A 26,431-nucleotide genomic window follows, 5' to 3' on the forward strand; every position below is an offset into this window, starting at 1 on the left:
AGTTTTAACCGCGGTAGTAGCGTTGCGGTACAAACGGCATTTTTTCAACCGTCATTGGTAGCATTTTTCCACGCACTTCTGCGAACAGCTCCGTACCAATCGCAGCAAGATCGGCGCGCACATAACCCATTGATACTGGCTTACCTACGTTTGGACCGGCTGTACCGCTGGTGACGATACCAATTTTCGCACCATCAGCATCAAACAGCTCAACACCTTCACGAACTGGTGCTTTTGTTTGACCAACCAAACCGACACGCTTACGCGCAACATCTTTGGTTTCAATCTGCTTTAGAATGATGTCAGCACCAGGGAAACCACCTTCACGTTCGCCGCCAACACGGCGCACTTTTTGGATACCCCAAAGCAAGCTCGCTTCTACAGGCGTAGTTGTTGTGTCTAAGTCATGTCCGTATAGACACAAACCACACTCTAAACGAAGTGAATCACGCGCACCAAGGCCAATCCATTCTACTTCTTCTTCCGCAGTCAGTTTGCGTGCTAGCTCTTCTGCTTTGTCAGCAGGAACAGAGATTTCGTAACCATCTTCGCCAGTGTAGCCACTGCGAGAAACAATGCACTCAGCGCCCAGAATTTTCACTTTACGAATATCCATGAACAGCATGTCTGCCACTTCTGGAGCAAAACGGGCTAACACTGTCGCCGCTTGAGGGCCTTGAATCGCCAGAAGAGCGCGATCCTCAATGACTTCTAGTTCAACACCCGATGGCAGGTGCGCTTTTAGGTGAGCGATGTCTTGTTCTTTACACGCTGCGTTCACAACCACAAAAAGATGATCGCCCAAGTTTGCAACCATTAGGTCATCCATAATGCCGCCTTCTTCATTAGTGAAGAACGCGTAACGCTGTTTGCCAGACTCAAGATCCACAATATCAACAGGAACTAATGTTTCTAGAAATGCTGCCGCGCCTTCACCAATTAAGCGAAGCTGACCCATATGAGATACATCAAACAAACCTGCTGCATCACGAGTGTGTAAGTGTTCCTTCTTTACGCCTAGAGGGTATTGAACCGGCATATCGTAACCCGCGAACGGGACCATTTTTGCGCCAACTTCAACATGAAGTGCGTGCAGTGGTGTTTTAAGAAGTTCTTGAGTCATTTTCGTCTCCATTTAGATAGACCCGAGAATGCTATCGGCATTCGATGTGTTTCCAATAATAAACATGGCTCATTCTATTTTGCACGAACAAGACAGCGATCGGCTTTCAAAAGTGTGACTCTTAACATTTTAATCACAACAAAACGTATAAAAAAGGCGCTTCATTGACCGATATATCATCAACAGAGCGCCATCATAACGTATTTACACGTGTTAGCAATCGTTTGCTTTCACTATAGGAAATTTACAACTATTTATCACTACTTGGCGGTAACCCACAAAATTTGAGCATCTTCCTCACTTACGCTGGTCAACATGTGTCCCATGTTCGCGTCGTAATAGACACTGTCACCTTCGCTCAAAACCACCGGCTCGTAAAACTCAGAATAGAACATAACCTCCCCTGATAAGATGAGCAAAAACTCCTCGCCATCATGACGAACCCAATCTTTGTATTCGTCGAAACTACGAGCACGGATCTGGCTCTTAAACGGCATCATTTTCTTATTGGAAAGTTGTGTCGCAAGCAGTTCATGCTCATAGGTCTGAGTTGGGTGTGGTTTTCCTTCACTTTTCTTAGTGATATCTCTACGCCCTGTTGCCACTTTTTTTCTTGGAGGTTCAAATAGTTGAGGCATATCAATCTGCAATCCAAGCGCCAATTTTTGCATGGCTTGGAATGTAGGAGAAATCTGTTCGTTTTCAATCTTACTTAGCGTAGAACGCGCAAGGCCAGTACGCTGACTCGCCTCTTCTAACGTAATGCCCAACTTAGAACGGATATCCTTAATGCGCTGACCAAGCTTTAACGGCTCGATATTTTGATCATTTTGTTCTTTCGCCAACGTCATCGACGGGTATTCATCGTAAATACTTTCTGCCATAAATCCCTCTATAAATATCCTTATTTCTCTCCTACTAGCATTGTGCATGAACCCTATAGTGGATAAAAGTGCACCACGTTAATTAAAGCGTGCTCTTGTTAACAAAACCAGAAATCTTGTTTCTTATAGGAAATTTTTGGTTGATTGTTCCCGCCTCAAGCGCTATGTTACCAACTTGTTAGATGTAGAGATGCAAATTTCCGTAAGAGATTGAAGAAGAAAAAGCGCAATCCGACGGAGTTTTCGCCCACTTTTTAGGGCTGGATGTTCACTCTGTTCTGCTACGCAGTTCAGCTGTTTTGAGGACAAATGAACCACATCGCAAGTCAATCAATCTTCTGCGGGTTCATTTTCAGATTTGGAAGGTCAACTACCATGAATAAGAGTTACCCTAACCACAGCTTGGAAAACTTTTTCTCTACCAACCTCTCTGCGACAGATGACGCTGTCTTTGCCGGAATTCAGGCGGAATTCACTCGCCAAAACGAACAAATCGAACTTATCGCTTCTGAGAACATCGTGTCTAAAGCGGTAATGCAAGCTCAAGGCACATGCCTAACAAACAAATACGCTGAAGGTTATCCAGGTCGCCGTTACTATGGTGGTTGTGAGCACGTAGATACAGTGGAAGCCATTGCTATCGAACGTGCGAAAAAACTTTTTAATTGCGAATACGCAAACGTTCAACCTCACTCAGGCGCTCAAGCAAACGGCGCAGTGAAACTGGCACTACTTCAACCTGGCGACACCATTCTTGGCATGTCTTTGGACGCAGGTGGCCACCTAACACACGGCGCACGCCCTGCACTATCTGGCAAATGGTTTAATGCAGTTCAATACGGCGTTGATCGTGAAACACTAGAAATCAACTACGATGATGTGCGCGCTCTGGCGCTAGAACACAAACCAAAGATGATCATCGCAGGCGGTAGCGCGATTCCACGTACTATCGATTTCGCAAAGTTCCGTGAAATCGCCGACGAAGTGAACGCAATCCTAATGGTCGATATGGCGCACATCGCAGGCCTTATCGCAACAGGCGCACACCCTAGCCCATTGCCACACGCACACGTTGTGACCACGACAACGCACAAAACACTGCGTGGTCCACGCGGGGGCATGATTCTGACTAACCACGAAGACATCATTAAGAAGATCAATTCGGCGGTATTCCCAGGCCTACAAGGCGGTCCATTAATGCACGTTATCGCCGCTAAAGCGGTCGCATTTGGTGAAGCACTTGGCCCTGAATTTAAAACTTATATTGATTCGGTGATCAATAACGCAAAAGTCCTAGCGGAAGTATTGCAAACTCGCGGTTGCGACATCGTAACCGGTGGTACAGACACGCACTTAATGCTTGTTGACCTTCGTCCTAAAGGCTTGAAAGGCAACAAAGCAGAAGAAGCTCTAGAGCGTGCTGGGATCACATGTAACAAAAATGGCATCCCATTCGATACAGAGAAGCCTATGATTACATCGGGCATCCGTTTAGGAACGCCTGCGGGTACAAGCCGCGGCTTTGGCGCTGAAGAATTCAAACTCATCGGTAATTGGATTGGTGACGTACTGGACGGTTTGGTGAACAACCCAGAAGGTGACGCAATCGTTGAGAAACGCGTTCGCAAAGAAGTAAAAGAGCTTTGCAGTCGCTTCCCTCTTTACCAGTAAACGACTTTTTAAATCAGAATAATTCCTGACAAGTTATTTGGAGATTAAGCAATGGACAAAACACTGAAGTTTACAGATAGCCACGAGTGGGTACGTGACAACGGTGACGGCACAGTGACAATCGGTATTTCTGAGCATGCGCAAGAAATGTTGGGTGACGTAGTATTCGTTGACCTGCCAGACGTGGAAGACGAAGTAGAAGCTGGCGAAAGCTTCTCTTTGGTTGAGTCTGTAAAAGCGGCTTCAGACATCTACTCACCAGTAACCGGTGAAGTAGTTGAAATCAACGAAGAGCTAGAAGACAGCCCAGAGCTAATCAACGAAGAACCATACGAAGGTGGCTGGATCGTGAAAGTGAAACTTTCTGACCCATCTGAGTTGGATGACTTAAAAGATGCGGAAGAATACCTAAGCTCTATCGAAGAAGAGTAATTAGGATGTGACGAAAGCTGTTCCCTAGCCTGTTTAGAGAGCAGCTTTTTTTCTAGGTTCGGACGTATAATTAAATGAGTCAATTAAGACCATTTCCGATACCCGAGCCAAGGAGTAGGTAAAGGACAATGACTGAATTACTTCAAAGCCTCAGCACACAAAACGAGTTCGTTGGACGCCACAACGGACCAAAACTTTCTGACCAACAAAAAATGTTGGAAGCGATCAACGCAGTTAGCCTAGACGCACTGATCAGCGAAACCGTACCAGCAAACATCCGCCTTGAGCAGCCAATGACGTTGGCAGAAGCGAAAAGCGAAGCGGACATGTTGGCTACAATGAAACAATTCGCAAAACAAAACCAAGTCAAACGTACATTCATCGGTCAGGGTTACTACAACACGTTCACGCCAAATGTCATTCTGCGTAACGTACTAGAAAACCCAGGCTGGTACACCGCGTACACACCATACCAACCAGAAATTTCTCAAGGCCGTCTGGAATCACTACTGAACTTCCAACAAATGGTTATCGACCTAACCGGTATGGAAATCGCAAACGCGTCTTTGCTTGATGAAGCAACGGCAGCGGCAGAAGCGATGACACTTTGTAAGCGCGCTGGTAAGAGTAAGAGCAACGTATTCTTTGTGGCTGACGACGTGCATCCACAAACCATCGAAGTGGTAAAAACGCGTGCTAAATTCATCGGTTTTGAAGTGCTAGTTGGCTCTTTAGAATCTCTACCAGAGCAAGACGTATTCGGCGCGCTGGTTCAATACCCAAGCACAACGGGTGAAGTTCGTGATCTAACGGACATCATCGCGAAAGCACAAGCAAACAAAACGCTTGTTACTGTTGCGACAGACCTGCTTGCTTCTACCCTATTGAAGCCTGCTGGAGAAATGGGCGCAGACGTCGCAATCGGTTCAGCTCAGCGTTTCGGCGTACCAATGGGTTACGGCGGTCCACACGCGGCATTCATGGCAACTCGTGACAAACACAAACGTACAATGCCAGGCCGTGTTATCGGTGTTTCTATCGATGCGAAAGGCAACCAAGCACTTCGTATGGCAATGCAGACTCGCGAGCAGCACATCCGCCGCGAAAAAGCGACATCAAACATCTGTACCGCTCAAGCGTTACTAGCAAACATGGCGTCTTTCTACGCGGTATACCACGGTGCAGAAGGTCTACGCACCATTGCTCGTCGCACGCACCACATGACTGCCATCCTTGCTGCTGGCCTAACAAAAGGCGGCTTTGAACTTGCTCATAACAGCTTCTTCGACACCATCACCATCAACACTGGTGAGAAAACGCAAAATCTGTACACAAAAGCACTCGCAGCAGACATCAACCTACGCGCCCTACCTGGCAAACTAGGCATTAGCTTAGACGAAACAACAACCGTTGCAGATGTCGAAGCATTGTTCGCTGTCTTTGGCGTAAAAGAAGACGTTACCGCACTATCTACGGAAATCGCTGGTAACGAGTTTGCCGCCATTCCAGAAGCGCTACGTCGTACTTCAGAATACCTAACGCACCCAGTGTTCAACACTTACCACAGTGAAACACAAATGATGCGTTACCTAAAACAGCTTGAAAACAAAGACTTCTCGCTAACGCACGGCATGATCCCACTAGGCAGCTGTACAATGAAGCTAAACGCAGCGGCAGAAATGATCCCAATCACTTGGCCTGAATTTGGTTCTATGCACCCATTTGCACCAGCAGAACAAGCGGCGGGCTATGCAGCGCTAGCGAAAGATCTAAAAGAGAAGCTTTGTGAAATCACAGGCTACGACGCATTCTCACTACAGCCAAACTCCGGCGCATCGGGTGAGTATGCAGGTCTTATCGCGATTCAACGCTACCACGAAAGCCGTGGCGAAGGTCACCGCAACGTATGTTTGATCCCAAGTTCTGCGCACGGTACTAACCCTGCAACCGCATCTATGGTGTCAATGAAAGTTGTGGTTGTTAAGTGTGATGACGAAGGCAACATCGACATCGACGATCTAGCAGCGAAAATCGAGAAGCACAAAGACAACCTATCCAGCATCATGATCACTTACCCTTCTACGCACGGCGTTTACGAAGAGAAAGTTAAAGAAGTGTGTGAAATGGTTCATGCAGCAGGCGGTCAAGTATACCTAGACGGCGCGAACATGAACGCACAGGTTGGTCTAACATCCCCTGGCTTTATCGGCTCAGATGTTTCTCACCTAAACCTACACAAAACCTTCTGTATCCCTCACGGTGGCGGCGGTCCAGGTATGGGTCCTATCGGCGTTAAATCGCACCTAGCACCTTTCCTACCAGGTCACATCGAGAACGGTGTAGAAGGCGAAGACTTCGCAGTATCAGCTGCAGATTTTGGTAGTGCATCTATCCTACCTATCTCTTGGGCTTACATCGCAATGATGGGTGAAGCAGGCTTATCCAACGCAACCAAGGTCGCGATTCTAAACGCTAACTATGTGATGGAACGTCTACGCCCTCACTACCCTGTTCTTTACCGTGGTAAAAATGGCCGCGTAGCGCACGAATGTATTATCGACATCCGTCCGCTGAAAGAAGAAACAGGCATTAGCGAAGAAGACATCGCGAAACGTCTAATGGACTACGGTTTCCACGCGCCAACCATGTCGTTCCCAGTTGCTGGCACGCTAATGGTTGAACCAACGGAATCTGAAGACCTAGCAGAGCTAAACCGCTTCTGTGATGCGATGATTTCTATTCGTGAAGAAATGACGAAAGTGAAAAATGGTGAATGGCCACTAGAGAACAACCCGCTAGTTAATGCGCCACACACGCAAGTTGACCTTTCTGCTGAAGAATGGGATCGCCCATACTCACGCGAACTTGGCTGCTTCCCATCAAAAGCAACCAAATCTTGGAAATACTGGCCTACAGTAAACCGCGTAGATAACGTTTACGGCGACCGTAACCTAATCTGCTCGTGCCCAAGCATCGATAACTACGAAGACTAATTTTTGTTGATCACAGATAACCAAGTTGGAAACTGTGATAACCGAGTTGGAAACCGATAACTAAATTGGAAACTAACTTCAGTAAAAAAGGCGAACCGTTTGGTTCGCCTTTTCTTTGTGGGTCGTTGTAGCTCATATGAACAATCAACTTAATAGCGTTAACTTAACTACCATACCGTCCTTAAAGCTGACTGGTTGGTCGGTAAGGATTTCCGTTGGTCGTTTTGTGCCCACTTTCAGAAATTAGATATAAGTGCTTCCTCGCTCTAGACGAAATAACATAAAGTAATCTTCTAGCAACATAGTCCTGATGTGACCTACTACAATCGATAATGTCATTCCAATGCGGGACTTTACCATTAAGCAGGCCTGTACAGATAACAACGTCATATTCATCCCCTTTCGTTGAATGGCATGTAGTGATTTTTACTCCATTCGAAGATGAAAAGAATCTGCTCAAGTCTGACGCCTTGTAATCCATCCCATACTTAGCCATTCGTTCAGTAGTAGCACTTAGTATGCTTTGTTTGGCTTTATAAGCTTCCGTCGTCTCATAAAGATCAATCTCCAGATTTTCGCAAGCTTTCTCAATAACTAACGCTATCCAAGGTTCAATTTCACTATTCATATTGAGCGATATGGAATTAACAGTTTTTAGTAGCGCTCTTGGGTCAATTCTCTCCTGCGTAGAACCCGCATCATACAATTTATCGGATAGTTCGATAGCTAACCGACGACGCTTAACAAAGTTATTCATATTAACTTTAATCAATACTAGCCGAATCAATGGAAGCCATAGGTTGTCTTGATTCTTTGGAATTGGTGAAATCAAAAACCCATCAATGTCGAAAGATTTCGCTAGTGCATCAATTCCTGTAGATAATGCCATCACATCGAACCAACTAGGACAAACTACTGCTATCTCTTGACCTTCAATCCCCTGCGCTAAATGAGTCTCAACAATGCCTTTGATATACTCAGGCAATTGAGTTTTATCAACAGCAGACTCTAAGTGAACCACCGACGGGAAGTCCTTAAGTTCAGATAGAGCACTAACCGCATAACCAGCATCTTGATACCTAAGATAGTGGTTGATGACTCTTTGGCTGCTACGAAAACAACCAGTAAGGCGTTTCTCTTCTATTCCCTTATCTAAATCAAAAAACTGTTCTAGTTCTTTCTTACCTTTTACTACAGCCCCTAATCCCGTGTAAATAGCCTGCTCTTTATCCCCAATAACAGTGAGTTTAGTTTGTTTGTGAGAAATAATTAGCTTGAGAATCTCATACTGCATGGCCGACGTATCCTGATATTCATCGACTAGAACGTGGTATAAAAGTTTTGCTAAACGGCGTGCTATCTGTGGGTTGGCGACAAGTAATCGGTAACTGATGTTGAGAATTAGGTCAAAGTCGATGTAATCGTTAGTGGCCAAATAACGATGGTAATCAATCACGATCTTATACTCTACCGAGCCTTTTTTATACACGGGTTCATAATCGCAGTTAAGTGAAGTAACTACCTGGTCATAACCTTTTTTCTTGTAGTGTGTGTTGAGCTCAACTAACTTGGCTTCTCGTTCGTGCTCATCTATGACCACAAACCCGCCACATAAACGAGGTATATTATTAATATTGGGTCTAACAATCCATTGAAGGCAAAAGGCGTGTATGGTTCCCACCCATAAAGAGTTACTTTCTACTCCGTACGAAAGTAACCTTTCAGTGATAGTATCTGCTGCGATGTTTGTATAAGTTATAGCTACTACTTTACGCTTACCTATTAACAAATCTTCAGAGTTATCTAAAATATGATAAAGCTTAGAAACCAGAGTTTTGGTCTTGCCTGAGCCAGGACAGGCAGAAAGTAGCATGTCATCGACGTAGGTAACTGCATCCATTTGCTCTGGAGTTAGGTTTCGATATGGCATTATATTTCTACAAACCTCACAAAAGTATCATCAGCATAAAAAGACTTATACACGGTCAACTTACTCTCAAATGAATCTTCTTTGTCTACTGCGGCTTTTTCCTTTGCTTTCATAAGTTCCAGATTAAATTCCATCATCTTCAAACAAATATCGTCTAAGTTTCTACCAGTAAGAGAAAACTTAATCGCTTGTAAAATATAATCAGGAAGAAGATTATCAACGTGCGTGTGCTCTACCATTTGAGTAGCTAACCAACCCTTGCCAATCTTCTTAGCAAACTTAAGAGCACGGTTATATCTAACACACAGATCCTTATCTTCGATTTCACTCTTGACATTATTCAGGTGTTTACCTTTTTTATAGTTAGAATCCATAACTTCTGTAAATAATTCAGAGTTTTGATCAAATTTTACTAACTCTGTTTCAAAAGTATTTTGAGCATAGAATGCTTTAACGTATGGATTATCTCCTATATACATATCTAAGGCTTTTTTGCGTTCTTTCCCTGACTTGTCCGCATTCATTTGAGACTTTACAAAGTCATCTGTCGCGAATGTATCATTTGTTTCGGTTGCAAAAGCTTCGTCTAGATCGGTAAGAATCGCACAATAACTTCTTATTCGTTCCTTATGGAATAGGTCAGAGATATGTTTAAAAACTGTACCATCCATCTTAATTAGACTAATACCCATCTCATCTAAACTTATTCCAAGAGTAGATTTAACAAGCGCAGGTATCAGGATGAGCTCAGCATCCCCTTCAACTAAAATTACACTCTTTGCAAAGAGTATGTCGCTCCTCACCGCATCTAAATAACGCTCAATACATTGAACATGATTAGGTTCTAGCTTATTGGAAGGTAAATACACCTCAGTTTTTGTCTGCTTTCGTGACAAAATGTTCATAGATGAAATCTTGGATACAGAGCTAATCTGAGTTGAATGGGTCGACACAAATACCTGAGTGTTTTTGAAGTTGAAGTTTTCAAAGAGAGTTTTTTGAATGTGCGTATGTATATGAGCTTCAGGCTCCTCAATCATCAAAAAGTGTGTGATGTGGTCATCACTATCTCTGACTACCTCGTATTCGTAGAGTTTTAAAGCCAAGTATATTAAATTTGCACCACCTAAGCTGAGATCTTCAATTCTTCCTGTACCTTGGTAGTCCAACGAATCTTCAACGACCAAGCCTAGTGATTGAACTAGCTCTACAAAATCTTCAGGTAGTTGAGATGACACTCTGATCTTCGGAGAATACGTAGACCCTATTGTACTAACTAAAGAACTTGATATATCTTCACTTAGAGCTTTAATCTCAGGGATCGACGATATCTTTTTGTTTACATCTATAATGTCGTCTACAACACTCTTATCATCTTCAATCTCTTTGCTTTTTAGAGTTAGTAACTTATAAAGTGGATTCGTTTTATAATAACGAAGGTCTGCGACAACATTTCTTAATGCTTTGACGTAAGTACAAGCAACTTCATTTAACAACGAGAAATACGGTGGTTTCTTATTACCGAGTGTAGCTTCACTTTCCTTGCTTGGGTCAGGGAATTTATACTCATCAAAATCGCCCACCATAGCTTTATACGTATTTTCATCGGTGAAATCGAGCTTAGTTCTAACGAAAGCGAGTGGCTCATAGGTATCGCGTGTGATTGCCTTTGATTTTAAATAGCCTTGGATTGCTTCAGAGCGAGCAATCTTATCATCGTGCTTACACGTAAGCTCATACAAATCTTGTCTTATAGAAAACTTGGGGCGATAGATAAATGAGTATGTACCATCAGAAGAGTCAACTTTTTTGCCTTCATCATTCAAGATATAGTTCGACAAAACTTGTTGCTCTTCAGAGTCAGTCAACCCTTCAAAGTACAGAGTTATTACGACCCAATGCCCAAACGGCTCGTCGATTCCACGATGGAAATCCTCGGCAGATAGAAACTTTGAATTGGCTGGTAATGAGTCATCTAGAATAAGACGCATAGCTTGAAATGCGTTTGTTTTACCAGACGCATTTTCTCCAATGACTGTATTAACTGAGTCTTTTTCGAAGTAAAAGTTTGAACGTTCAAAGTTCTTGAAATTAACAATGGACAACTGACTAATATGCATGAGGAACAAGGCCTTAAGGCTAGTTTTTGACTAAGTCAATGATACTAATCGACCTTGCAACTTCTACATGTGACAAAGCTCAATTTATTGCATATTACTCACTCAGTATCCTACACACAAAGGACTAAATCATCTGCATCGAGACTGAAGGCTAATTCAAGTTTAAGCAATCTCGATAGAACGCTCCCTCAGTATCCTGAAACAACCTTACCTTCCCCTCACTTGTAACCAAGAAAATAACAACAAGCTCACTAGCATCGCTATTAACCAGTAAAGATCTTAACCAAAACGTCTCATTACACTCCAAAGGTGCTAGCGCGTCAGCTCCTTCAAAAATGACAAGTGTCTTGCGTCTACAACCTTCCAAAGTAGCAACCAATTCTCGGTTCTCTTCTGCTGCGAAAGCAGCTAGGGGGGATTCATACTCATTAAAGTTCAGATTAAAGACATCTATGCCTCTACTCTTAGCTTGGTCTCTACACACATCCAAGTAGCCCTCTGGTGTTTGGTCAGTTATCAATGAGCAGATGGTGAGCTCTAGTTCCCATGCCATACTGATAAATCTTTCTGCGCTAACCATAACCAAGCCTAACTAATCATCACATGTTTGTAATACTAGCCTCTTTAAAAAAGATATCTAACTCTGTCGAAAATAAGCAACCAGAACAATAAATTTGCATGTTTTATCAGTTTTTTTTGAGTTAGGAATCCAAATGTACGATCCGTGAACAATCCTTTCTTAAAGCAATGAAATATAAAGATATTAGATTCTATATCGATTTATATAAGGAATAATAATTAAGCCTAATGAAAAACTGCAAATTCCATGTATCCCTTCAAATATCACATTGAATTACAAGCTGTTCTAATTCAGCTCCCTAAGCTCTAAGCCAATTATATAAGTTATGATAAATCCTTTATTTACATAGACTTACAAGCACACCCAGTTAGACGAACCCTAGAAAGGCTGCTAACAATATATTAGTAAGTGAGGATTAGGTATATGAAAATAGTTAAGCAACCATACATAACAAACTATGAGCTCAGAAAATTAGAAAAACACTTAAAGAAGATTAAGAATGGTGAGTACGAGCCATATATTACAGTTCGACGTTCAAATAGTGTCGGTCTATCTCATATTGTTTTCAGTCACAAGACGAAACGCTGCCATCACTTATTCAGCTTAGGTGAGCTTGCTCTATTCCTTCATCTTGAGCACGATCCTGAAGTCTTGGATATACAAGAGCAATACCCCTTACCGTTAAGTGAAACTCTCAAGTGGGCTAAATATCTGAATTATCGACACCCTGCTAAATACAAAGAACGGGATGGTAAAGATATTCCTGCTGCAACCATGACCACGGATTTCGTTGTCACCTTGTATGATGCGACAAGAGACCAGCTTGGCATTCAGCCGTATAACTATAAACCGAGCTCAGCACTAAGCACTGAATTTGAGCCTCCCCAAAAAGTCACACGAACCCAACAAAAGTTCAAAATTGAAGAGATGTACTGGGGGCATTACAACCATCATCTAACGCAAATAACAGATGAAGACTTAAACCCCAACAAAACATACAACCTTCAATGGCTTAGAGAGACTTACCATCATGTACGCGAGAGCCAAATCGAAGGCCCACTGTGCGAAGGGATGTTAAACACTCTAAACAAGAGCCTTATCAACGACCCAGAGAAAACTCTAAAGCAGCATTTGAATCACGCATCATTAGTACATGATGTAACCGAACTTGCTGCGTTAGAGATATTTCAACATCTTGCGTATTCAGGTCAACTAGACGTTGACCTGAATGAGCGCATAGAAGTTTTTCGCCCTGTAATGATGATTACGCAACACGATGAGAATTAATCAAAAATTAGTCGATGGCAAAAAAGGGCTTGAATATCTTATCGTAGATATTTGCCAAGACCTCGACCAAATTGCTGTCACTCAGCTCAATGTTGAACGCCCTAAAAGGCCTCATACGATTATGCTAAGTGATACGTTGAGGCAAATAGAGCTGGGCAAATGGAAAGTGCTAGAGCATTCCTTTAGCCCTTACCTATACATGTCGGACGAAGAGTTACTGAAGGATAAGAAGCGCAGAAAGTGGTTACAACGCAGAGATAGCAGCTTCAACATTATTGCCCCATTAATCGATAACGACGAACTACGTTACAACTATCTTTTTATCGATAGCAGTTCAATCTTACATCGATTGATAGAAACATCAGGTCGCAGCCGCAGTTATGTAGCAAAAATTTTAAATCGTTACTGGTATTACGGTTCTCATGTCAATGCTCTACTCCCTCTGTGGAGAAATTGCGGAACGAATCAGTCTTTACCTGAAGCACCGTCATTTGACCAAGACCCTGAATTAGGCAAAAGTGGCCCGAAAACCAGATATGGAAGTCCTTATAGTGGAGTCACTCAGCAAGACATTAAACATATTCGACGATTTGCTAAAACCATTCCAAACGGTGGCAAAGCTAGGCTGAGTGACCTTTACGATCAGTTTACACGCAAGTTCATGTATGCACGTGTTAAACCAATGATTGAAGAAGCACATGAGATAGCTTTGCCTGTTCCAAGGGCCAAACTCATTTCACGAAATGCATTTAAATATCATTTTAAGCAAAACGTAGATCAACTTGAATTGATAAGGAAGGCTGTCGGCACGACCAATTTTCAAAAAGACTTCCGAGGCCGTGCAGGCCTCGCTCGACAGGGTGTTCGTGGCCCCACAAGCCGTTATGAAATAGATGCAACAGTCGTTGATCAATACATACGCTATCCCTACGACAAAACCAATCAGTTAGCCACGGGACGCCCTGTGATCTATCTAGTTGTAGATACGTGGTCTGGCATGTTTGTTGGCACTCACGCTTGTTTTCACGGCCCAGATTGGACTGGAGCATCACAAGCCCTTTTCAATGCTTTTACCAACAAAGTCCAGTTTGCTAAACGCTATGGCGTTGAAATTACTGAAAACGAATGGCCGTGCCACCATGTCTGCTCACAGTTAGTCATGGATCGAGGTTCCGAGTATACAGACCGTAACATTGAAAGCATGCTTAAGGGCGAAATTGGCTTATCAATCGCCAGTTTCGCTCCGTATCATCGCGGGGATTGTAAAGGAACTGTCGAGAAAGCATTTGATATCTTTCATCAAAATGCTGTTCGATTTGTGCCTGGTCAAGTCATGAAAGTACCCAGCAAGGAAGAGCAACACGCTTCTAGAAAAGCGTCGATGTCCTTCGAAGCATTCATGGAAAAGCTCATAAGGACAATCATTTATACCAATAACAACCGCCTTAGAAAGAACAACCATAACTTCGAGATGTCTCGTGATGATGTTGGTTTCTCTCCTAGAGACTTATATCTCTACGGGCTAGAAGAAATGATGATACCGCCAGCTCAGATATCTGAAGAGCGACTTCGTTTCGCATTGCTACCTGCTGACAAGGCGACTGTGAGAATGGAGGGCGTTTACTTTAAGGGGCTGTATTACAGCGCTAACAAAATCATTCATAAACAATGGTTAGACAAAGCTCGTAATTTTGGCCGATACACAGTGGAAGTTCGATACGACCAAAATTCAACGAACTTTATTTGGTGTAAAGACCCTGAATCTAACGAACTAATTACTTTAGAACTCACTGATCGCTCTGAAGCGTATCGTAATCAAATTTGGCAATCGACCCTTCATGAAATCGAATTAACCAAACAAAAACAAAGCCTTCATGAAGAACATTCATTCGCTAACAAAATTGAGTTCTTAAACAAACTGGATGAAATCGATAAACAAGCAAAAGCTGACGCTCGATTCTTAAAAACATCGTCAGCAAAGTCTATCCAGACAGGTATCAAAGAACGAAAGAGTATCGTCTCTTCTATTGAACGCAGCAAACAATCTGAACAAATAGCAGCAACGTTAAGTTCCGAGGATAACGCTAGATCCACTGCTAAAAAGAGTACCCAACACTTGGAAACACCTGATTTTTTTGACTTTGATGATGAACAAGATGATAGCTAATTATATACCTCACCCTAACTCTCAGATGGCAAAAAAACCTCTGATTGAAGCGCTTGGAATGCCATTGCTACCTAAACAATTTATCCAGGCAACAACACTATCTCCTGACATGGTGATTGATGTTAGTTCGCTCCCTACTGAGCATCATGGTTACTACACCAGAACATTCATTGATAACCTATCTGAGTGCTATGTTGTTCAGGATGAAGCCCCACGCCTTTATGACACCGTATTTCGCATGATTGAGCGAGGCTATATCTATCGCAACCCTTTGGTTTATGGCGATATTAAACAATTGCAATTTGCCGACTCTCTTGAAATACCTGAAGGGCAAGAGCGCACTCTAAAGCAAACAGCAAATCAGCAGAGTTTTTTGGTAGCAGGTCTATCAGGTCGCGGAAAGTCAGCGATGGTAGAGAGCATCTTGTCTGCCATTCCTCAAGTCATTTCACATCAAGAGTACCAAGGACAAAGGTTCATCTACGAACAGATTGTCTGGCTCAAGATCGATATCCCAACAGCTCGCGGGCAGCGTGCACTACTCTGGAGGATTCTTGAGTCCATCGATTCGGTAACTGGTGAGAATTATTACGAATCACATCAGAAAAGCTCAGTTACAGCACTAATGATTGCGGTTCGTAAGGCTCTACTCATCCATGGTGTTGGGATTATTGTTCTAGATGAAGCTCAGAACCTATCTGAAACTCGACAGTACGAGAAAGTCGGTAACAACGAGAACGCCACACTAAAGTTCGTGGAAGAGTTGTTTAACAAGGTTGGTGTACCACTATTACTCGTCGGGACACTATCAACACTTAATCTGTTTTCTAAAGAGATGACTGCCGCTAGGCGAATTGGAAAGACAGGGTCGCTAATCTTAGAGCAATGTGATGTTGAAAGTTCGTTTTGGAAACGCTTCATTAAGCAAATGTGCCCGACACAATTACTTAAGAATCAGACAACTGACATTGATACTCTAACACGCCATGTTCACTACTTATCAGCAGGGATCCCTGCTATCGCGAGCAGCCTAATAAAGGCCACATTGTCTTATCTGACTTATCTAACACCAAACAATCAAGACCTAAGCATGGCTGCTCTAGACCATGTATTCAAAGAACAATTTCTCTTGGTCTCAGGCGCATTAACGGCACTAAAGCGTGGTCAATTTTATAAATATGAGGATTGCAACCCTTTATCTCAATTGCACTCGGTTCAACAGGATTTGTTTTCTGAAAGTGGCTCAGATATTGACGGCAACCAAGTCTATAAGAAATCCATTAGAAGCTCTCGTTCTGCCGCAAACCTTACTGAGAAAGACCAAGAAATGCTAGAGAACTTAACTCCTGAAGCCTTACTAGCGCAGGCTAGAAAGTATGAATAACATCTTGTACCTACTACCGAACGAACACCTAAGAAGCTTCCTTAGCCGAGTTCATACTATGTCCCCTTTTGGCACTTTTGCTACTTCAGCAAAACGTGTAGGGCTGGCAAATTTCAGTGCGTCGCCAGTTACAGTCATGTCTGACCTAGACGCCATACTGATGAATATTCTTAATGATGACAATCGTTCGATTTGGCAAATGCATATGCACGGTAACGTCATCGAGTCTTTCCTCAACGAGCGAGAGAAACGCGAGCTACCATTGTTTTTGAAAGGAAAGCCATATGACATCGACTTCACACAATCCCAAACGGTACATAATCGTTTTTGGCGTTACTGCAAAGACTGTATTTCTGAAGACTTAGATACTGTTGGTATTTCATATTTTCACCAACAGCACCAACTACAGGGTGTTTTTCACTGCTACAAACACAGAACGAGGCTCATTAATAGCTGTCCTTCATGCACTTACACTGTAAAGAATCTTAGTCGAATGCAAACCCCAGCATTAATCTGTCCGAGCTGTGGTTCCAGCATGACAAGTCAGGGAGCGTACTATGATGAAACAATGCTAAAAGTTGAACAGCTTATGTTGGCGTTAAATGATCAAACGCTCACCCTATGCCTTGAATCAGTGCAACAAAATACGTTGGCACACATCGGATTTACGCTTGAGCAAACTGAAACGTTGGCTTTTAAGAAAGCTTGTGGCGATTGGTACAAAGAGATTTTCGTGACTCTAGGGAAAGACGCTCTGGAGCAGTACTTCTCGAACACGAGGAAGGTAAATGATCACATAATTTCTCCCACTATGAGGACTACACGATTATTTTTATCGACTTCAACAAACAGATTTAGTCCACCACTGATCTACATTCTCATGCTGGTTGCTACAGGACAGTTATAGACCTATGTACCTGCACGAAATAGCTGGTGAAGCCTTTTATAGCCTTGTTGCGCGACACCACGCAGCCTCACCAAGACGCTCGCTACACGAAAAAAACCGAGCTCTCCTAGGGCGCACAGATGTTCGCATTAACCCCCAGCTTCCTTGCATGCTCGAACAAGTTGCCAAACAGACTTCAATAGATGCGGAAAGGTTGTTGTTTAACAGTACTTGTTTCCCTGTTGTAGGCGCTTGCCTTCAAGATAACAAAAGCAAAGCAAGACTTAGATTGCACCTGTTGAGCAATGATGGCAGTCACATCGCAGTCTTATCACGTACTACCTCTTCTCGGTTAAGGTTTAGCAGCGCACTAAAGTTCTGTCCGCAATGCCTTGAGGAAGACACATTGAAATGGGGGCATGGTATTTGGCGTACCGTACATCAGTATTGCGGTATGTTCGTTTGTCCAAAGCATGCTTGTTGGCTGCAATATGCACCGACAGATGCCGATGGCCTTAACAAACGCATCGAACTACCACCAACACCTTACGATAGATGTTTCCATGGTTCTGATCTTTGTTTAGAACGAGCGTTGAGGTTATCGCAATTCATCAGTAGTTGGCATCGCCATGAATGCGAACGTCGATACGAGCATATTGCTACACCCTCTCACTCATCTTGGATGATTAAGACCCATTTGTTAACTCCGAAAGGACAGATCAGGCAATCAGAAGCCGTCAATCGTCTACAAGACTTTTGGGCTCCTTTATTTACTGGTGCAAAGCTACTGCCTTCGAAGCTATATAAATTCAATTTCTTAAGGTGCCTTCTCCTAAACGACCACTACAACCATTACATACAGCATGCATTGGTTGGTGCTTTCTTTGCGAAGAACGCCAAGTGTTACTTTCGACAAACTTCTCAGGTCTCGAACTATTGTAGTCGGGAATCTCATAAGCCTCGTGTCTGTCTATCCGAGTTGGCCTCAGGAAACTCGCTTCGTTCTGTCGCCAAGGCGACAGGATGTTCGGTTGGCTTTCTGGCAGCCATGGCGCAACGCAATGGGGTCACAATCAAGCATCGATTTAAAAGACTCAACGATGCATTAGTCGACCAAATATTGAGACTCGCTTTTCGCGGGATTCATAGACGAGATATCGCCAAATTATGCGGTGTTAGCGTTGGTACTGTAGAACAGCAAATAAATGCGATGTCAGGATTATCCGCATGGAGAAAACGACTCTGGTTCTGCCAAAAACGACATCAATATCGTCAAACACTCCAGAAGATCATTTCCCAGAATCCAACATTAACTCGGACAGAGATTAAACATTCGAGCAGTTGCTACATGTGGCTATTTCGATATGACAAGGACTGGCTAAACCAGCACTTACCAAAACGAGAGCCTGCTAAGTACCATCCATCTATTGATTGGAATCTGGCAGATAAAAAGCTGGCTAAACAAATTAAGCAACACGTAAAGAAGGCAACTTCGGTGTCAGACGTCGAAAGACAGGTGGACTCACAACACTCATTAATCAAAAACAGAAAACGCCTCCCCGTTTCGATTGGGCAAGCAGAAGAAATCGTCTCAAAATCCAAAAATTAGGAACAATTACTATGAAATTTCTCGGTACATTCAAACAAACTTTCGAAGCACACGAAGTCAAACCTCACTTACGTGACATCGCGATGTTTGTGACTCTTAATAATACAAGGCTCTATCCGAGAGAGCAGTTTGATGAAAATGGAGATATTCATCCGTACCTAGCACCACGTCTTAACCTGATTAAGATCATCAAACAAGAAAACTCAGTTAAGTGGTTCTTTACTGAAAGAACTTATCAAATTTGGGATTACAAAGTACCTGCTAGGCGCCCAGCTTTCCTCAAGGCACGCATGAAACAATACATGAAAGCCGAAAAGTTGTATGAGCAAAGTCGTAACTATGTCACAGCTAGCCCTGCATCACTCTTAAGAAGAGACGATGAAGCGAAAGTGTTCAACATGTTCTGTGATTACATGCTCACATTTAATCAAATCGCTGTTGAGAGCAAATCTATAACATTGAATGAATGGCTTGTGTGGTTTTCAGACATGAGGCGTATTGAAGCAGAAAAAGAAGAAAACAAAGAAAAACAAAGACGTCACCGAGAAGTTATCGCTGAATGTAACAAATTGGAAAATAACCAAGACTCAACCGACGAAAATTAACTGTATGATGACCAACGCAATGATCGCTGTGAGGAGTTCTGATGAAAAAGCTCGAAACTAAGCGATTAAAAGCTATTGTCTCGCTTCTCAACGGCCTAGAACTCATTTCTCATGAGGAATTACCCGAAGAGCAGCACGACGCTCTTTGTATCAATGTGAACGGCTGGAGGTACTACCCGTCCTTTCAGTTCGATGAGCATTTTAATCTTATAGATAATCTCAAAAACAATCTTAGCCTCATGCGAGAAGGCCGAGACGACACTGATATTCTACTTTGGATGATCTCCGAGAAATCGGTATTGGTGGAGCGAGCTGTTGCTCCACCAGCATTAGTTTCTAAATACTTAGATAAAGGTGACTTAGAAGGCTACGAGAGATTAGTCTCAACAGAAGCGCGAAGTCATAAATACGTAACCGCCAAACCCTGTGACTTGATTGATGACCCTTTGTTTGAGGTGTTCGTTGAGGACTGGTTGAAGTCAGATGAACGACAAGTCTCATCTAAGTATCTAAAATATTAGGGACATTCTTAATCAGATCTAAACATTTTCAATTGACTACATTGGCAACAGACACCAATATGCACCTTGTTACAAATAACCATGTTGCATCTATGTGTTTGTTTAAAGGAATTGAAAATGGGAATCGTAAAAGAGAGCTTAGTCGGAAAAAGCCAACTTTCTTGGTTAGGCTTGGCAGATAAAAAACCATCACCTGACAAAATCTATACTTCATGGTGTGTAAACAATTTTATCTTTCAAGAAGAAAACTTAGCTCTAAAAATCCCAGGTTTGCGCCCTCCCCAAATTGGCGGTATCTATGCTGCACTTGGTTACGAAAAATCCGAAGCTAGCAGTGCTGCAACTATTGTTATGCCAACAGGTACAGGGAAAACCGAAACTATTTTATCCATCGTTGTTGCGGGTAGATTTCGTAAAACACTAGTTATTGTCCCTTCTGACGCCTTGCGTGAACAAACCAAGAAAAAGTTTTTAGAACTTGGGCTCTTAAGACAACTAGGAATGCTTAATGACAGCTTCGAGAACCCTATTGTTGCGACTATAAAACACGGTATTCAAGATATCGTTGAAATCAATCAACTATTAAACTCGAATGTAATCATTGCTACTGCCGCTGCACTATCACAGTTCCACAAGGCTGCCTTAGAAACTTTAACAAAAGCATGTTCTCATCTAGTCGTGGATGAAGCGCATCATGTAACAGCGAGCACTTGGGCGCGAATAAAAGCGCAGTTTGCCGACAAACCAGTGTTTCAATTTACCGCAACTCCTTTTCGGACGGACTGCTCTAGAGTAGACGGAAAAATTATTTTCAACTATTCACTTAGCAAAGCTCAACTTGATGGTTACTTTAAGCCAATAGAGTTTCATCCAGTGAAAGAGTTCGTAGAAGAGAAAGCAGATAAAGTGATTGCTCAGAAAGCTATTGACTTATTGAAGGTCGACTTGAAGAACGGCCTTAACCACATGGTGATGGCTAGAGCAAACAACATAAAAAGAGCAACGCAAGTATATGAATACTATAAAAATGAGACCGAGCTCAACCCTATATTGATTACAAGTAAAGCAAAACGCAAAGACGAAGTTCTTAAAGCGATCAAGGCGGGGAAGCATCGAATAATCGTATGCGTAAATATGCTCGGAGAAGGATTCGATTTACCTCAATTAAAAATTTCAGCGATTCATGACCCACATAAAAGCATCAATGTAATGCTCCAGTTTACTGGACGCTTCACGAGAACAACGAAAGGAGTTGGGGATGCAAAATTTGTTGCTAACATAGCAAACCCTAAACTGAACGACTGCCTTCAAGAACTGTACAATGAAGACTCCGACTGGAACTCTATCATCAGTAACATTAGCAGTGAGAAAGTAACTTCAGAGCTAAAGTATCAAGATTTCAAATCTGGCTTTTCAGAACCAAGTAAATTGCTGGATCTGGGGTTAACACCAAGTATAAGTACCACCGTGTTTAACTTAAGAGCTGCGACTTGGAAACCTGAAAACTTCTATAAGTTTAGTAATAAGCATTTTCAGATTCATGACTCTGTTCTAAATGATGAGCAAGATACCCTTGTCTTTTCGGTCAAATCATATGCTCCTGTTGGATGGTCAAGCTCTAAAGAGCTATTTGACGAGTCTTGGGATCTATATATCGCCTATTTTGATAAACGAAACAAGTTACTCTTTATCCACTCATCTGCAAAGGATGGCCTTGTAAAGCGTTTAGCAAAATTAATCGCGGATGGTGCTCCTCAAGTAAACGGAGAGCGCGTATTTCGTGCACTTTCTGGACTAAAGAGATTGAAGCTCCAAAATGTTGGTCTAAACAAGAACAAGAAAGGCCTTCGCTACTCTATGCATACAGGAACTGAAATCAATGATCAGATTCCAGACATTGAAGCTAAACGTTCTATCAAATCCAATATTTTTGGTAAAGGGTACGAGGACGGTAAACTTGTTAGTGTCGGGTGTTCATACAAGGGTAAAGTCTGGTCAATGGACAGCGATTCTCTGGAGCAATGGATCGAGTGGTGCAAAAACGTTGGCAAAAAAATCTTGGATGAGTCAATCGATACTAACCAAGTGTTGAAAACTGCTATGCAAAGTGAAGAGTTAACCGAATACCCAGAACTTAGGTTACTCAATGTTGAATGGCCAGTTGAGCTATTGCGCAAGAATGACCGAAAAGTATATCTAAGTGATGGTAAGTGGGAGGAAGCATTATTCAACTGCGAGCTAACTTTATCAGATAAGACTAATGATAAAGATAACATCAGGCACTTTGACATCTCGACTCCTCGCGGATCATTTGGTGTTTCTGCAACCATTACAGCCAAGGGAGAAGTAACTTACAGCTCTGATACACCTTTATACATAATCATAGGGAGTGAGGAGCGTCTATTGACTGATTTCTTTGATGAAAATCCCCCCGCTTTCTTCTTAGAGGATACCTCTATCATCGATGGTGGATATAGGTACTATTCGTATGAAGATTATGCATACTTATACTCCTTGAACAATATTGAGGGCTGGTTGTGGGATGGTGTTGATATTTCGGTGGAATCCCAAACACATCTAAGGCACCCACACTCAATTCAGTTCCATACTATCCAACAAATCAAAGATAACTACGATCTAGTGTTCGATGACGATGGTAGCGGAGAGATCGCTGATATTGTAGCCATCAAAAATAACGATGATTCCGAGCTAATTATAGATTTATACCACTGCAAATATTGTACTAAAAAGAGAGGCGTAGCGAAGCCTGGAGCACGAGTAGACGATATCTATCAAGTGGCAGGGCAAGCTGTGAAAAGTATTAAATGGTTTGCTAACAAAGAAGCTCTGATCAACAGATTAATCGATAGAGAGCGAGTTAGATTAAGTCAAGAGAAGGCATCACGTATAGACAAAGGAACGCTAGAACAGCTAATCCATCTGTCAAAAGTTGCTAGATATGCCTCATTCAAAGTTGGAGTAGCTATCGTTCAACCAGCAATTTCAAAACCTCTGATTTCTAAAGATATTCTATCAGTTCTGGGAGCTACTGAAGCCTATATTGACGAAATATCAAGCATTAAACTACGCGTGATAATCAATCAAGCATCATAAAGAGAACTTAGGTGCACCTTCAAACTCTCAATAGTTGAAATAGTGAGTTTGAAGGTGCTATTTAACTTTCTCTTGTAATACGCGCTGACTTGGTCTGCCACTGTCGTGTCGAATAACTTCCAACGTCGCTAATCAAGATATCAGCTTTTTATTTTCAATAAGTTAGACTAAGAAACCTAACCATAACAAGTAACACTCTATGATACATATATATGTTGGTGAAAACGGCTCTGGTAAAAGTAAGAAACTAGGCGAGATCGCAACTAACCTAATTGCCAAAGGAGAAACAGTCATTGCAATCTCGACAGCTCCAAACGATAAATTTCCTAGAAGGACTCCTCACAAGCCATATCACTATATGGGCTCTAGATTAGGCCGCTTCGTTGCTAGAGAGGCTATAAAGAGCGCAATATCTTATAGCTACGGACATGAAGATAAGTTGTTCTCATCCATATTTAACATCTTAAACTATGCTGGTTTTTCACAGAAATTTGGGCTAACGATAAATGGTCTTCGTGAAAATATTGAGAGTGAGTTAATGAATCATTTACTTGACTCAGACTCTGAATCAGGGGTTTATGAAAACTATGATGTAATATCTAATAGTTTTAGATACATAAGAAGCACCTTAAAGCCCGACCACACTTTTTGGGTAGACCAAGAAACACCTCTTTCCAAAACTTCGGGGGGAGAGGCTTTGGTAAATCTTGTAAAACACGAAAAGCTGTGTAAAAAAATTAAACTATTTAGGTCAATTGATATAGTTGTTCAAAAAAAGGACATCGTTTTCCCATTGATACAAGCAAGTTCTGGAGAACTATCCTTAATATCTACAGCAGTGTTTATTGCGTCTAATCTTCATGACTCTAACGCCAGATATAACATATTGATTGACGAGCCTGAAAACAGCCTACACCCCGAGTGGCAACAAAAATATATAACCAACCTCCAAAATCTATTTCCTTATTATAAGACCAACTTCTACATTGCGACTCACTCACCTTTACTAGTCGCGGGTGGGCTTACCGAAAAAAATGTTTCAGTTTACAGGGCATCACAAGACCAGTTTATTGAAGCTCCAGCGCAAGTAAAAAATATAGAAGATGCACTAATTGACCAGTTTGGTATCGTCACTCCAGAAAGCAACGCATTGTCAGAAAGGTGTATTGAACTCATTCACAAAGTAGAGATTGGGCAGCTAACCAAAGAAGACGCAACTGAAAGTCTTGACTCCTTCTACCAGCAATCCTACGACACCAAGCAACGAGAGTTTCTAATCGGTGTGAGAAACATTATCTTAGAGTTGGAGATGGTAAATGCCAAAGATTAGCTTCACCAACGCTGAAATTAGTCTCATGAAATCAGCAACACAGTTGGGCCATACCGAGTGGTCAAATAAAAATCTTGCAGCTATTAAAGCCAAGATAAAGCATCAAAAGAAACAGCAAACTCTACAACTTTGCTGCTATTGCCAAAGAGACATAAATTCGGAGTTTAATTTTGTATTAGATATTGAACACATAATTCCTAAGTCATCAAGACTTAGGCATATGTTTACTATGAAAAATCTCAGCGTATCATGTAAACGCTGCAATATGTCAATCAAAGGTGCTAAGACAGACTTCCTTAGTATTCCAATAGCATCACTTCCAAGAAGAGCCTTCAAAAGTAGATACTATCGATTTATTCATCCAAACTTAGATTTTCCTTTCAAGCACCTAGTTCGGACACATCTACAACAAGGGCCTATTCGTCTAATCAAGTACCATCGGTATTCTGATAAAGGAGAGTACACTTATAGCTATTTCCGATTACATGAGTTTGAGGTTGAGTCAGCGAATCTGGCTCAAGGAAGACGAAAAGTAAGGAAAGTGAGCGCAGAGTCGTTGTCCAAATTTGCGAAACTTCAGCAATAAACAGTATGAGAGACTCTACAGCTCTCTTTGAATAGTAGTTATCAAAATAAATATCAATTGCTTATCCAATTGAAATAGTCAACGACTAGCCCAGCAGCAAGTTCGTAATTGATATGAGGGAGTGCTAACAAAAATAGCATTAGCGTAGTTAGCACTCCTGTAAACACAATCCCCATACCTGTGTAGAGTTTTGAAATCCCGATCTGACGTTGGTATTGCTGATGGAGGTCTAATTTACTTGCTCAAAGCTTTTCTGCTTCTCAAGCAAGATGCTTTGGAAGGATTCCAACTCTTGATTTTGCGAAATCTTTAGCTGCTCCACGTATTGCTTATAGCGGGCCGATTCCCTTTCTAAGAGTGTAACATTTCTAGTTACACGACTCATTTTGTCGTTAGAACTATCTAAAGTATCTTTCAGTTTCTTGATGATTGTTCTTGAGTGTTGCGTCACAAGTGGATTGCTCAAAATCTTCGCAAAGACTTGTTGGCTAAATCTAGCGCGTAGTTTCTCAAAGTAGTCCTCTAAGTCCTCTGGCGTAAAAGGCTGTTTGTTCAATTCTTTGCGAAACCTAATGCTATCGGAGATCTTTACTTCCAAGATAGGAATATTGTGGGATTCGAATGCCTTCACCTTATCGGGTTCGCAACTGTGAGTGACAAAAATTTCTAACGCAACCTTTCCCCCCCACTCATCGTACATCAGAGAGTCTTTAGACAGATATCCAATAGCATCAGGATAGAAGTACTTGTCGCTACCAAATTGGAGCCGAGTAGATTGATAATCCTTGTCAAAGTACTCAAACTTTAGCGGAAGGTCTTGGTTTCTGATCTTCAAAGGAATCGTACTTAAAGACGTTAGTGCTTCTATTGCTAACTGATGCGATAGACTCTCTCCATCACTATCACCCTGTACTTCTTTAGCTGCGTTCTTAGGATTATATCTAAAAAAGCCATTTTTATTTGGATGCACAGGCTTCCGATCTTTTGGATCTCTGTGAGTGCTCCACAGAATGAAATGGTTAAACTCCGCCCCATGATCCCGTTTAAGTTTGAGAGCTTCCCAAATGTACATCATGAGTTGACTATGGTCTTGCTTACCTGGAATAGGTTTTTGATTCTTATCTGTAACATACGCCCAAATTTTCATCTAACTTCCTTTGAGTGTTACCAACTACATATGCGGTGAGCATTACTAACCAAAAAGCTCTG

At 42.1% G+C, this 26,431-nt stretch carries 17 protein-coding genes; 12 read left to right on the top strand and 5 right to left on the bottom strand.

Annotation, left to right across the window (positions count from 1 at the left end):
* Window positions 1-4 precede the first annotated feature (4 nt).
* Window positions 5-1,123: a glycine cleavage system aminomethyltransferase GcvT gene (gene gcvT / locus BIW15_RS11865; RefSeq protein WP_077281082.1), complete on the bottom strand. Its 1,119-nt coding sequence runs from the start codon at window positions 1,121-1,123 to the stop codon at window positions 5-7.
* A gap of 260 nt (window positions 1,124-1,383) precedes the next feature.
* Window positions 1,384-2,007, bottom strand: a complete 624-nt coding sequence (locus BIW15_RS11870) for a helix-turn-helix domain-containing protein (RefSeq protein WP_005454180.1) — start codon at window positions 2,005-2,007, stop codon at window positions 1,384-1,386.
* Window positions 2,008-2,382: 375 nt separating this feature from the next.
* Here BIW15_RS11870 and BIW15_RS11875 point away from each other — a divergent pair, with 375 nt between their 5' ends.
* The 3 genes from BIW15_RS11875 to gcvP all read left to right on the top strand — a co-directional run bounded on the left by BIW15_RS11875 (window position 2,383) and on the right by gcvP (window position 7,103).
* Window positions 2,383-3,678, top strand: coding sequence for a serine hydroxymethyltransferase (locus tag BIW15_RS11875; RefSeq protein ID WP_005478453.1), 1,296 nt, complete (start codon window positions 2,383-2,385; stop codon window positions 3,676-3,678).
* A gap of 51 nt (window positions 3,679-3,729) precedes the next feature.
* Window positions 3,730-4,110, top strand: a complete 381-nt coding sequence (gcvH, locus tag BIW15_RS11880) for a glycine cleavage system protein GcvH (protein ID WP_005454126.1) — start codon at window positions 3,730-3,732, stop codon at window positions 4,108-4,110.
* A gap of 128 nt (window positions 4,111-4,238) precedes the next feature.
* The gene (gene gcvP / locus BIW15_RS11885; RefSeq protein WP_077281083.1) at window positions 4,239-7,103 is read left to right on the top strand and encodes an aminomethyl-transferring glycine dehydrogenase; all 2,865 of its coding nucleotides are present in this window, start codon (window positions 4,239-4,241) and stop codon (window positions 7,101-7,103) included.
* A gap of 181 nt (window positions 7,104-7,284) precedes the next feature.
* On the opposite strand, the gene BIW15_RS11890 is transcribed toward gcvP, so the two are convergent.
* Together BIW15_RS11890 and BIW15_RS11895 are read right to left on the bottom strand one after the other, a co-directional pair.
* Complete coding sequence (locus BIW15_RS11890; protein ID WP_077281084.1) at window positions 7,285-9,033, bottom strand: UvrD-helicase domain-containing protein; 1,749 nt, start codon at window positions 9,031-9,033, stop codon at window positions 7,285-7,287.
* Window positions 9,033-11,153, bottom strand: coding sequence for an ATP-dependent endonuclease (locus tag BIW15_RS11895; protein ID WP_077281085.1), 2,121 nt, complete (start codon window positions 11,151-11,153; stop codon window positions 9,033-9,035). Before BIW15_RS11895 ends, BIW15_RS11890 begins: the two co-directional genes overlap by 1 nt.
* A gap of 1,003 nt (window positions 11,154-12,156) precedes the next feature.
* Here BIW15_RS11895 and BIW15_RS11905 point away from each other — a divergent pair.
* The 9 genes from BIW15_RS11905 to BIW15_RS11945 all read left to right on the top strand — a co-directional run bounded on the left by BIW15_RS11905 (window position 12,157) and on the right by BIW15_RS11945 (window position 24,636).
* Complete coding sequence (locus BIW15_RS11905) at window positions 12,157-13,020, top strand: TnsA endonuclease N-terminal domain-containing protein (RefSeq protein ID WP_077281086.1); 864 nt, start codon at window positions 12,157-12,159, stop codon at window positions 13,018-13,020.
* Window positions 13,010-15,187 carry a Mu transposase C-terminal domain-containing protein gene (locus BIW15_RS11910; protein ID WP_077281087.1) on the top strand — a complete coding sequence of 726 codons (2,178 nt, stop codon included), beginning with the start codon at window positions 13,010-13,012 and terminating at the stop codon, window positions 15,185-15,187. The genes BIW15_RS11905 and BIW15_RS11910 overlap by 11 nt, the downstream gene beginning before the upstream one ends.
* A 25-nt stretch (window positions 15,188-15,212) precedes the next feature.
* A complete protein-coding gene (locus BIW15_RS11915; protein ID WP_077281104.1) occupies window positions 15,213-16,571 on the top strand; it encodes an ATP-binding protein in 1,359 nt (452 codons plus the stop codon).
* Complete coding sequence (locus BIW15_RS11920) at window positions 16,564-17,478, top strand: TniQ family protein (RefSeq protein WP_077281088.1); 915 nt, start codon at window positions 16,564-16,566, stop codon at window positions 17,476-17,478. Before BIW15_RS11915 ends, BIW15_RS11920 begins: the two co-directional genes overlap by 8 nt.
* A gap of 4 nt (window positions 17,479-17,482) precedes the next feature.
* Entirely contained in the window at window positions 17,483-19,066 is a 1,584-nt protein-coding gene (locus BIW15_RS11925) for a TnsD family Tn7-like transposition protein (protein WP_077281089.1), read from the top strand.
* A gap of 11 nt (window positions 19,067-19,077) precedes the next feature.
* Window positions 19,078-19,671, top strand: coding sequence for a hypothetical protein (locus tag BIW15_RS11930; RefSeq protein WP_077281090.1), 594 nt, complete (start codon window positions 19,078-19,080; stop codon window positions 19,669-19,671).
* Window positions 19,672-19,712: 41 nt separating this feature from the next.
* Entirely contained in the window at window positions 19,713-20,192 is a 480-nt protein-coding gene (locus tag BIW15_RS25335) for a hypothetical protein (RefSeq protein WP_256856994.1), read from the top strand.
* Between the two features lie 117 nt (window positions 20,193-20,309).
* On the top strand, window positions 20,310-23,306 hold the full coding sequence (locus tag BIW15_RS11940; RefSeq protein WP_077281091.1) for a DEAD/DEAH box helicase: 2,997 nt from the start codon (window positions 20,310-20,312) through the stop codon (window positions 23,304-23,306).
* Window positions 23,307-23,505: 199 nt separating this feature from the next.
* A complete protein-coding gene (locus BIW15_RS11945) occupies window positions 23,506-24,636 on the top strand; it encodes an AAA family ATPase (protein ID WP_055465065.1) in 1,131 nt (376 codons plus the stop codon).
* Between the two features lie 815 nt (window positions 24,637-25,451).
* On the opposite strand, the gene BIW15_RS11955 is transcribed toward BIW15_RS11945, so the two are convergent.
* Window positions 25,452-26,369: a hypothetical protein gene (locus BIW15_RS11955; protein ID WP_077281092.1), complete on the bottom strand. Its 918-nt coding sequence runs from the start codon at window positions 26,367-26,369 to the stop codon at window positions 25,452-25,454.
* Window positions 26,370-26,431 lie beyond the last annotated feature (62 nt).

Origin of the sequence: Vibrio sp. SALL6 (assembly GCF_002002385.1) — a bacterium.
Lineage (GTDB): Bacteria > Pseudomonadota > Gammaproteobacteria > Enterobacterales > Vibrionaceae > Vibrio > Vibrio parahaemolyticus.